The 11,741-nt window shown below is 31.9% G+C and carries 7 protein-coding genes; 2 read left to right on the top strand and 5 right to left on the bottom strand.

What is annotated here, in order from left to right; all coding sequences use genetic code 11:
* On the top strand, positions 1 to 2,499 hold the full coding sequence (locus LPB03_RS14145) for a TonB-dependent receptor (RefSeq protein ID WP_065320467.1): 2,499 nt from the start codon (positions 1 to 3) through the stop codon (positions 2,497 to 2,499).
* Positions 2,500 to 2,699: 200 nt separating this feature from the next.
* On the opposite strand, the gene uxuA is transcribed toward LPB03_RS14145, so the two are convergent.
* The 5 genes from uxuA to LPB03_RS14120 form a co-directional block, all read right to left on the bottom strand.
* Positions 2,700 to 3,890, bottom strand: a complete 1,191-nt coding sequence (gene uxuA / locus LPB03_RS14140; RefSeq protein ID WP_065320468.1) for a mannonate dehydratase — start codon at positions 3,888 to 3,890, stop codon at positions 2,700 to 2,702.
* An 11-nt stretch (positions 3,891 to 3,901) separates the two neighbouring features.
* Positions 3,902 to 4,729 carry an SDR family oxidoreductase gene (locus tag LPB03_RS14135; protein WP_065320469.1) on the bottom strand — a complete coding sequence of 276 codons (828 nt, stop codon included), beginning with the start codon at positions 4,727 to 4,729 and terminating at the stop codon, positions 3,902 to 3,904.
* A gap of 31 nt (positions 4,730 to 4,760) precedes the next feature.
* Positions 4,761 to 6,668, bottom strand: a complete 1,908-nt coding sequence (gene acs, locus LPB03_RS14130; RefSeq protein WP_065320470.1) for an acetate--CoA ligase — start codon at positions 6,666 to 6,668, stop codon at positions 4,761 to 4,763.
* A gap of 120 nt (positions 6,669 to 6,788) precedes the next feature.
* Positions 6,789 to 8,717 carry a glucosamine-6-phosphate deaminase gene (gene nagB, locus LPB03_RS14125; protein WP_065320471.1) on the bottom strand — a complete coding sequence of 643 codons (1,929 nt, stop codon included), beginning with the start codon at positions 8,715 to 8,717 and terminating at the stop codon, positions 6,789 to 6,791.
* Positions 8,718 to 8,750: 33 nt separating this feature from the next.
* On the bottom strand, positions 8,751 to 10,055 hold the full coding sequence (locus LPB03_RS14120; protein ID WP_065320472.1) for a sugar MFS transporter: 1,305 nt from the start codon (positions 10,053 to 10,055) through the stop codon (positions 8,751 to 8,753).
* A gap of 189 nt (positions 10,056 to 10,244) precedes the next feature.
* Between LPB03_RS14120 and uxaC the strand changes: the two genes are divergently transcribed.
* Positions 10,245 to 11,648 (top strand): glucuronate isomerase, encoded by a 1,404-nt coding sequence (gene uxaC / locus LPB03_RS14115; RefSeq protein WP_065320473.1) that lies wholly within the window; start codon positions 10,245 to 10,247, stop codon positions 11,646 to 11,648.
* Positions 11,649 to 11,741 lie beyond the last annotated feature (93 nt).

Below are 11,741 nucleotides of genomic sequence, written 5' to 3'. Positions count from 1 at the left end.
ATGAAAAATCACTTAAAAAAATCATTCTTATTTGTCTTATTTTTATGTGCAAATCAAGCTGTATTTGCACAATTAACAGGTACAATTTTAGACAAAGAAGATAACACCCCTCTTGAATACGCAACAGTTGCTTTGTATTCTCAATCTCCAAAAACCTTAATAACTGGAGTTGTCACTAACATAAATGGTGTTTTTTCTTTTGATAAATTAAAATCTGGAACGTATTTAATTGAAATTTCTTTTATTGGTTATCAACCTAAGAAATTAGAGAATATTGTGTTTTCTGGGAAGGAAAAAAATCTTGGAAATTTACAATTATCTTTAGGAAATTCTTTGAATGAAGTTGTAATTAAAGGTGAAAGAGCTGCTGTTGTTAGTAAAATTGACAAGCAAGTTTTTGATGCTACTAATTTTCAAAATAGTCAAGGAGGCACAGCAACAGATGTTATTAAAAACCTGCCTTCTGTTTCTGTAAACGGAACTGGAGATATTTCTCTAAGAGGAACTACTGGTTTTATCATTTTATTAAATGGAAAACCTGTGCAAGGAAATCCTGCAACAATTTTGAGTCAGTTGCCAGCAAATTCTATTGATAAAGTAGAAGTTATTACTGCTCCATCTGCAAAATACGATCCTGAAGGAAAAGCTGGAATTTTAAATATTTTCACCAAAAAAGGTGCTTTAAATGGAACTTTTACTCAAATAAATACACGAATTGGAGCTCCATCAATTGAAGGTTATAACAATTCTGAAAGCGCAAAACGTTATGGAATTGATGCAACTTATAATTACATAAAAGACAAATGGAATTTTTCTTTAGGAGCAAGCTACCAAAGAAATGATATTTCTGGACGAAGAGAAGGTGATGTTTTTACGATTATTAATGATGTAAAAACAAGTTTTCCTTCTGATGGAGAGCGTTCTTTTGATGAAGAAAACTACAGTGGAAACATCAATTTAGATTATACTCCAAATAAAAACAACGAGTTTTCTGTTGGATTTTTTGCAGGAAAAAGAAGCAAAGACAGAAGAGCAAATATTCTTTATTTTGATAATAATGCTGTTGAACCTGCAGATAGTAATAATCGATTATACACGTTTCAATATTTTAATGAAAACCTACGAATTAGAACAAGCGATTTTGCTTTAGGAAGTTTTGATTATGCTCATAAATTTGCAGATGATTCAAAATTATCAACTTCATTTTTATATGAATATACTCTTTTGGGTGGCCCAACAACCAACAGAAATTTAGGTTTTCCTGATACTTCTCAAATTCTTCAAGATGAATACAACACCAATGATAATCCACTTTTTGGAACGTTGTTTAGGGTTGATTATGAGTTCGCAGATTTTGCTTTTGGAAAATTAGAAACTGGATATCAATACCGTTTTTTAGATCATGAAGGAGATTTTTTATACACAAGAAGAAATAACACCACAGGTATTTTTGAAACCGTTCCTGAATTTACTAGCCAAATAGATCTGAAAAGAACCTTACATTCTGGATATGTAAATGTATCAAACAAAAAAGAAAAATGGGAATATGTTGCTGGACTTCGTTTGGAAAAAATGGATAGAGAATTAACTTTGCAAGGTGCAAACCAAACAACTCCTGAAGTAATAAATTATGATTATCTGCAACTATTCCCTTCTGCAACTGTTACCTACACTCTAGAAAATAAAGCGATCATAAAAGCAGCTTACAGTAAAAGAGTTCAAAGAACAACTACCTTTAAAATGAATCCTTTTCGTGAAAGAGAGCATTCTGAAACCTTGGAACAAGGAGATAAAAATTTGTTGCCAGAATTTGTAGATTTGGTTGAAATCGGGATTTCAAAACGCTATAAAAAAGGGAATTCTGTGTATGCAACTGCGTATTTTAGAAACGTAAAAAACTTGGTAAATAGAGTAAATAAAATTTTTAATGATACTATTTTAGACAGAATTTACACCAATGTTGGTACAGGAAGATCTTTAGGTTTGGAATTAGGAGCCCAATTAAAACCAACAGAAAAATGGAGTAATTTTATTGGTGTAAATATTTTTAATTTAGATATCAATGGCGCTTTTACGTATGAGGAAAATGGAACTACTTTTACAGAGCCAATTGACAACAATTCAACACAATATTCCATTAATTTAAACTCTACTTATCAATTTAATACGACAGCTTCTTTGCAATTTACGCTGAATTATTTATCTGAAAGAGTTACTGCTCAAGGAAAAGATTCAAGATTTTATTCGCCTAATTTAACTTTTAGGAAAACATTTTTAGAGGATAGATTAGCAGCCACTTTACAATGGCAAAATATTGATATGGGCTTGTTAAGCAGCAATGAACAAAGAATAACAACTTCACAGCAAGGTTCGTTTTTTACAACCACAAATTATGTTTATGAAGTTGATATGGTCAGTTTAAATTTATCCTATAATTTTAATTCTAACAAAAATAAATCGAAATTTATTAAAAGTGAATTTGGTGCAAAAGAGTTTTAAGGATTGATAATTTTTTATCATCTTGATACTCTAAACACGATAAATTTCTACTCGTTATTTTCCTTTTGGCTTTTTATTTTCATCAACTTTAGTATAAATACTAAACCAATAAAAGCTCCTCAGAAACTGAAGAGCTTTTATTGATTTGGAAATATCTTAATATTCCTTTTTTTTTATTTATCAGCAATTATAATTTCTTATTATTCTAAAGAGTTTCTAATTCCTAATTCTAAACCACGTAATTCTGCTAAACCTCGCAAACGACCAATTCCAGAATAACCAGGATTCGTTTTTTTCTTTAAATCGTCTAACATTTTATGACCATGATCTGGTCTAAAAGGCATTCTAAAATCTTTTCTTCCAGCTTTAATACGTTTTTTTTGTTCTAAAATTAAAGCTTTCATCACAGAAAACATATCCACATCACCATCTAAATGGTCTGCTTCATGAAAATTTCCTTCAGCATCTCTTTTTGTAGCTCTTAAATGGATAAAATGAATTCTATCTCCTAAACGCTTTACCATTCCTGCTAAATCATTATCTGCTCTTACTCCAAAAGATCCTGTACAGAACGTTAATCCGTTATTTGGGGATGGAACAGCATTGTACAAATCCTCAATATCTTGTTCAGTTGATACAACTCTTGGCAATCCTAAAATTGGAAAAGGAGGATCATCTGGATGAATGCACATTAAAATTCCTGCATTTTCTGCTGCTGGAATTATTTCTGATAAAAATGAGTATAAATTTGCTTTCAATTCTTTTGGACCAACGTTATTGTAAGTGGCTAAAATAGCATTGAATTCCTTTAAAGTATACCCTTCTTCTGCTCCAGGCAAACCTGCAATTATATTGTTAATTAATTTTTTTTGATCTTCTTTAGATGATTTTTCAAAAAAAGATTTTGCTCTTTTTTGTTGATCTTCTGTATAATCATTTTCTGCTCCTGGACGTTTTAATAAGTATAGCTCAAATGCTGCAAAGGCATCAACTTCAAAACGTAATGCTGTTGATTGATCAGAAACTTCAAAATCTAAATCTGTTCTTGTCCAATCTAAAACTGGCATAAAATTATAACATACAATGTCAATTCCACATTTACCAAGATTGGTTAACGTTTGCTTATAATTATTATAATATTTCTGATAATCGCCAGATTTCGTTTTAATATTTTCGTGGATTGGAACAGATTCTACAACAGACCAAGACAATCCGACTTTTTCTATAGCATCTTTTCTTTTCTGAATTTCATCAACAGTCCAAACTTCTCCGTTTTTTATGTGATGTAATGCAGAAACAATTCCTGTTGCACCAGTTTGTTTTATATCTTGTAAAGTAACTGGATCATTGGGTCCATACCATCTCCAAGTTTGTTCTAATTTTTCTATCATCTTTATATTTTTTAAACGCCACTATATGCTGCGAATCCACCATCTATTGGCACAACAACTCCTGTTACAAATTTAGAACCATCTCCACATAACCATAAAGTTGTACCTACTAAATCTTCTGGAGTTCCATAACGATTCATAGGTGTTTGATCTATAATTTGCTGACCTCTTTTTGTTAAAGATCCATCTTCTTCAGTTAATAAACTTCTATTTTGATCTGTCAGAAAAAAGCCTGGTGCCAAAGCATTTACTCGAATTCCTACTTGAGAAAAATGGACAGCTAACCATTGTGTAAAATTAGAAACAGCCGCTTTTGCAGCACTATAAGCTGGTATTTTTGTTAAAGGTGTAAATGCATTCATAGAGGAAATATTTAAAACCGAACAATTTTCTCTCCCAATCATATCTACAGCAAAAACTTGTGTAGGTAATAAAGTTCCAATAAAATTTAAGTTGAAAGTGAATTGAATTCCACTGATATCTAAATCGAAAAAAGTTTTAAAACCTTCTGTTTTATTTGCTAAATCTGCAGCTTCTAAAAACGGATTTGAAGTGGTTCCTAAAGGATGATTCCCTCCTGCACCATTGACCAAAATATCTACTTTTCCAAATATTGCATTTACTTGTTTTTTTGCCTGCTCTAAAGAATCTTTCTCTAAAACATTTGCTGCGAGTCCAATTGCTTGTCCTCCATCAGCATTTATTTCCTCAGCAACTTTATCTGCTGCTTCTTTTCTTAAGTCTAAAACAGCGACTTTATTTCCTTCTTTCGCTAAAGCTTTTGCTAATGTGCTACATAAAACTCCACCAGCACCAGTTACTACAATTGTTTTACTCATTAAATTTGATTTAGTTTATTCTTTAATACTCTTACAATTTATTTTCAATAATATTCTGTACAACTTCAGGATTTAACAACGTAGAAATATCACCTAAATTATCCATTTCGTTTGACGCTATTTTGCGTAAAATACGTCGCATAATTTTTCCTGAACGTGTTTTTGGTAAGCCTTCAGAAAATTGAATTTTATCTAGTTTTGCAATCGGCCCAATTCTGTCTGTAATTAATTGGTTAATTTCCTTTCTTAAATTATTGTGATCTCTACTTTCTCCAATATCTTTTAAAGTTACATAGCCATACAATGCACTTCCTTTAATGTCGTGTGGAAAACCAACAATCGCAGATTCTGCAACTGCAGGATGTTCATTTATAGCGTCTTCAATGGGTGCAGTTCCTAAATTATGTCCAGAAACAATAATTACATCATCTACTCTACCAGTAATTCTATAATACCCAACTTCATCTCTTAAAGCGCCATCTCCTGTAAAATACATATTTTCGTAAGCAGAAAAATACGTTTCTTTATAACGTTTGTGGTTGCCCCAAATAGTTCTTGCCATACTTGGCCAAGGAAATTTTATACACAATCTTCCTTCAACTTGATTTCCTTTTAATTCTTGTCCATTTTCATCCATTAAAGCAGGCTGAACTCCTATAAAAGGCAAGGTTGCATACGTTGGTTTTGTTGGAGTTACATAAGGAATTGGGGTGATCATAATTCCACCAGTTTCTGTTTGCCACCAAGTATCTATAATCGGACTTTTCTTTTTCCCAATCGTATCATTATACCAATGCCAAGCTTCTTCATTGATCGGTTCTCCAACAGAACCTAAAACTTTTAAGGTTGATAAATCGTATTGATCCACCAATTCTGTTCCGTGTTTTGCCAAAGCTCTAATGGCTGTGGGTGCTGTATAAAATTGAGTTACTTTATGCTTTTGTACAATTTCCCAAAAACGACCAAAATCGGGATAACTTGGTACGCCTTCAAACAAAACTGTAGTGGCTCCATTGGCCAAAGGTCCATAAACGATGTATGAGTGTCCAGTGATCCAACCTATATCTGCTGTACACCAATACACATCATTTTCTTGATATTGAAAGGCGTTTTTAAAAGTATAGGCACTATACACCATATACCCAGCAGTGGTATGCACCATTCCTTTGGGTTTTCCTGTTGAACCAGACGTATATAAAATAAATAACGGATCTTCTGCTTCCATCGTTTCTGCTATACATTCTTTAGATGCTTTGTCTAGCAAAGGTTGTAACCATTGGTCTCTTCCTTCTTTCATATGTATGTCAGAATTGATTCTTTTTACAACCAAAACTGTTTTAACTCCTGCACAATCTTCTAAAGCTTCATCTACAATGCCTTTTAAATCGATTGATTTTTTTCCTCTAAAAGAGCCATCACTTGTAATGACTAGTTTACAGTCAGAATCGTTAATTCTAGAAGATAATGCTGCTGATGAAAAGCCTGCAAAAACGACAGAATGAATCGCACCAATTCTTGCACAGGCCAATGTTGCAATGGCCAATTCAGGAATCATGGGCACATAAATACAAACTCTATCGCCTTTTTTTACGCCTTGTTCTTTTAAAACATTCGCAAATTGATTAACTCTTTCTGATAACTGTTTATACGTAATATGTTGTGCTGGTTCCTCTGGATTATTAGGTTCAAATAAAATAGCTGTTTTATTGGCTCTTGTTCCTAAATGCCTATCAATACAGTTTTCTGTAATGTTTAATTGCGCGCCTTGAAACCATTTTATTGCTGGCTTGGTAAAATCCCATTCCAAAACTTTATCCCATTTTTTTCTCCATAGAAAATGCTCTTCTGCTATTTCTGCCCAAAAATTTTCTGGCTCTCGAATCGATTTTCTATATACTTGAAAATATTCCTCTAAATGTTTTATGTGATAATTACTCATGTATATATTTTTAAAAACCTATTTGCCGTTAAAATTAATAAAACTCTCAGCTTCATAAAAATAAATTTTCATAAAGATGAAAGTAAATTTATTTAAAGTATTTTTTTAGAGCTTAAAAACTTAAAAATGCCATCTTACAAAAGCTTCCATAGCTGCATAATGAGCCAATCCTAAAGCATCATACAAATCTGCAGTTTCTTTATTTCTATCTTCTGCTCGTTGCCAAAATTCTCTACTATCTGCTCCTTGAAAAACCACCCCATCTTTTTGTGATTGATGTTTAAAAATACCTTTTCGTTTTTCTAATACTTGACCTGGTCCCATTGGAACTGCCATTTCTATTTCATCTACACCCCATTCTTGCCAAGCTCCTCTGTACAACCAAACCCAGCAATCTTTCATGAATTTTTTATCTTTTAATTCTTTTACGGATGAAAAAACAGCATCTAAACAAACTTTATGTGTGCCATGTGGATCTGCTAAATCTCCTGCTGCATATATTTGGTGAGGCTTTATTTTTTCAATTAAATCAGCGGTTATTTGCACATCTGCAACTCCAACAGGATTTTTCTTAATAGCTCCTGTTTCATAAAAAGGCAACTCCATAAAATGAATTTGAGCATCAGGAATCCCGATAAAATGACAGGTAGCTCTTGCTTCTCCTTTTCTAATCAAGCCTTTGATATAGCGTACTTCTGGAGTATCTATTTCACTAGATTTTTTGTTCTTTAAAAAATCAGCTGCTTTTTTATAAATAACATTTGCCTCTGAATTATCGATTCCAAATTTCTCATTATAATCTCTTACAAAACTTGCAAAACGTAAGGCTTCATCATCTGCAACTGCAATGTTTCCTGAAGTTTGATACCCAACATGCACCTCATGTCCTTGTTCATGTAATCTTTTAAAAGTACCTCCCATACTAATGATATCATCATCTGGATGTGGACTAAAGATCAACACGCGTTTTTTAACAGGCTCTGCTCTTTCTGGTCTGCTACTATCGTCTGCTCCTGGTTTTCCTCCTGGCCAACCTGTAATTGTTCTTTGTAATTTGTTAAATATTTTTATATTTATTTCATACGCTGAGCCATTTTCTGTTAACAAATCGCTCATCCCATTTTCGATGTAATCTGCATCTGTTAACATTAAAATTGGCTTCTTTAATTTTAAAGCTAAATTTAAAACTGCTTTTCTGATTAATTTATCTGTCCAAGTTACATTTTCTACCAACCAAGGGGTTTTAATTCTTGTTAATTTACTAGAGGCTGCTTTGTCTAAAACAAAGGTGGCATTTCTATGTTCTTGTAAATAAGAGGCTGGCACTTTATTGGTTACTTCATCTTCTACTGAGGCTTTTATAATGTTTGCTTTTTGTTCTCCCCAAGCCATTAAAATGACTCTTTTCGCTTCCATTATTTTTTTTACTCCTAATGTAATTGCTGTTCTTGGCGTTTTTTCCAAGCCAGAAAAATCGGCACTTGCTGCTACTCTTGTAATATGATCTAAGGCTACTAATCTTGTTTTTGAGTTTTGTAAAGAGCCAGATTCATTAAAACCAATATGACCATTTCCTCCAATTCCTAAAATCTGTAAATCAATTCCTCCAAAAGCTTCTATTTTCGATTCATATTGTTCGCAATAAATTCTAATTTCTTCTTTGGTTAATCTGCCTTCTGGTACAAAACAATTTTCTGGTATAATATCGATATGATTAAACAATTGTTCTTTCATAAAACGAACATAACTGTTTACAGAATCTGGTTCCATTGGGTAATATTCATCTAAATTAAAAGAGACAACATTGCTAAAACTTAAACCTTCTTCTTTGTGCAATCTTACCAATTCTGCATACAATCCTTTTGGGGAAGAGCCAGTGGCTAAACCCAACACACAAGTTTGTTTTTGGGCTTGTTTTACTCGTATTAAATCTGCAATTTCTTGTGCGATTGCTTTTGAGGCAGATGTAGAATCTTCATATACGATGGTACCAATATTCTCGAATCTTTTTTCGAAACCTGTTGCTTTGTCTATTGTACTTTTTAACATGACATTTATTTTCTTTAAGAAATTACTACTTTATTATTTTGTCCAATTTTTTATTTTGTGTCCCCAAATCGCAAAGATTAACACAATTGCATAACAAGGAATTAAAATCCAATAACTACTAGTAGAGGCTGATGCCATTGCTGCTGCTTCCTGCAAACCATTGATCATTAATTCTTGTTTGTTAGCATCTACAATTCTACCATATAAAGGGGGAATGATGGCACCTCCAGAAATTGCCATGATTAATAAGGCTGAACCTGTTTTTGTGAATTTCCCTAAGCCTTCTAATGTTAAGGGCCAAATTGCTGGCCAAACCAAGGCATTTGCAATTCCTAAGCCTGCCACAAATAAAACAGATATAAAACCTGTAGTATTTAAGATGCAAAAACTAAACACAATTCCTAAAATAGCACTTGCAATTAAAGCTGTTTTTTGTTTTACATATTTAGGAATTAAGAAAACCCCCAAAGCATACGTGGCAACCATTGCTAATAATGTATAAGTTGTAAAATATTTGGCTTCTTCTCCTGTAAAACCAAGTGAAATTCCGTAAGAAATAATTGTATCTCCAGCAATAACTTCGGCTCCTACATAAACAAAAAGTGCCAATACACCCAACCATAAATTTGGGAATTGAAAAATACTTGTTTTTGCTGTTTTTCCTTCTACAATCTCTTCGATTTCTGCTGCTTCTACATTTGGTAAAGGGGCTTTTCTAATTAAAACACCTAATATAAATAGCACTATTGCCATTATTATATAAGGCATAAAAACGCTATCAGCCATCGTATCTAACAGTACATTTTTTTCCTCTAAAGTTACACCCGCTAATTTTTCTTTGGTGTCATCAATTCCAGATAATAACAACGCTCCAAAAATTAGAGAACCTAATGCACCTGCAGTTTTATTTGCAATTCCCATAATGGCAATTCGCTTTGCACCACTTTCTATAGGACCCAAAATTGTGATATAAGGGTTTGAGGCTGTTTGCAAAATCGTCATTCCTAAACCTTGAATAAAAATACCTGCTAGAAAAACCCAATACGTTCTTGCTTCTGCTGCTGGTATAAATACCAAAGCTCCAATCCCCATAATTACCAACCCTAAAGACATGCCTTTTTTATAACCAATCTTATTTAAAATATAAGAAGCTGGCAAAGCCATCACCACAAAAGAAATATAACTTGCAGATGCTACTAAATAAGATTGGGCATCTGTAAGTTCATTGATTGTTTTCATAAAAGGAATTAATGCGCCATTAATCCAGGTTACAAAACCAAATATGAAAAATAAACTTGCAATAATGATAATTGCTGTGGTATTGTTTTTTTGTTGCATTTTTATAATATATTAAGATGTAAGCATAAATCTTTTTTTTATTTAATTAAAAATAAAATAAGTGTAAATATTTATTTCAAAATTATGCAAACGTTTGCATAATACCAAATTTATAGTGTTTTTTCTTATTATTTTTTATACGTTTGAACTTTACAACACAATTACAAAACATTTTAGATAGTTTCCGATATGAAAATAAAGCCTTTTTTAAATGATGATTTCCTATTAGAAAATAGTATTTCACAACAACTTTATCATGATTACGCTAAAAAACAACCCATTATAGATTACCATAGTCATGTTTCTGATGCTGATATTGCAAATAATCGTAAATATGAAAACTTAACTCAAGCTTGGCTTGAAAGTGACAGCTCTAAATGGAGAGCCATGAGAACTTTTGGGATTTCTGAAAAATATATTACAGGAGAAGCTAGTGATTTTGAAAAATTTGAAAAATGGGCAAAAACAGTTCCTTTTACAATTAGAAATCCATTATATCATTGGACACAGATGGAATTGAAGATTTTTTTATCCGAAGAAAGATTGCTAAACTCCAACAATGCAGAAATAATATTTAATGAAACAGCTGCAAAACTCAGCACTAACAACTTAGCTGCCAGAAATATTCTCAAAAACGCTAATGTTGAAGTTGCAGTAACAACAGACGACCCTTCTTCTGATCTTAAAAATCATCAAAAAATTAAAAATGATGATTGTAGCTTTAAACTACTTCCCACATTTAGACCTGATAATTCAATTCATATAGAAAAAACCTCTTTCGTAAATTATATTACACAATTAAGTGAAGCCAAAAACACTTCTATATTAAATTTCTCAGATTTATTAAACACCTTAAAGAATTGTATCGATTATTTTCATGAAAATGGATGTAGAATTTCAGATCATGGTTTAGAACATTGTTATGTCAATAAATTAAGCTTCAGTATTTCAGATAAAACTTTTAAGAAGCGAATTTCTGGAGAAAAAATTTCAAAAGAAGAAATAGAAATTTACAAATCGACTTTATTATTCGAGTTAGGCAAAATGTATGCCTCAAAAAATTGGGTAATGCAACTACATCTTGGAGCAATGAGAAATACAAATTCTAGACTCTTTAAATTACTTGGCAATGATGCTGGTTCAGATAGTATTGGAGATTTTAACCAAGGATTATCATTATCAGTTTTTTTAAATCGATTAGATAAAGAAGGTAAACTTCCAAAGACAATTATATATAATTTAAACCCAAGAGATAATGAGTTAATAGCATCTATGGTTGGTAATTTTAATGATGGCTCTATAAAAGGAAAAGTTCAATTTGGTGCGGCTTGGTGGTTTATGGATCAAAAAGACGGAATTGAAAAACAACTTAACACCTTGTCTAATGTCGGTTTATTGTCTTGTTTTGTTGGAATGTTATCAGACAGTAGAAGTCTTTTTTCTTATGCCAGACACGATTATTTTAGAAGAATACTTTGCAATCTTATTGGCAAAGATGTTTATAATGGAGAATTACCAAACGATATTTCTTTTTTAGGTGATATTGTAAATGATGTTTCCTATTTTAATGCAAAAAATTATTTTAACTTTTAGCATTTTCTTTAAAATTACTTCATTTAAATAATTATTTAAGACAAAAATTATATTTTTAAGTAAAAAGAAAACAAACGTTTGCATATATAAAAT

It is taken from the genome of Polaribacter vadi (assembly GCF_001761365.1).
Lineage (GTDB): Bacteria > Bacteroidota > Bacteroidia > Flavobacteriales > Flavobacteriaceae > Polaribacter > Polaribacter vadi.
Note: the sequence above shows the minus strand (reverse complement) of the source record. Positions and strands in the feature narration are given on the sequence as shown.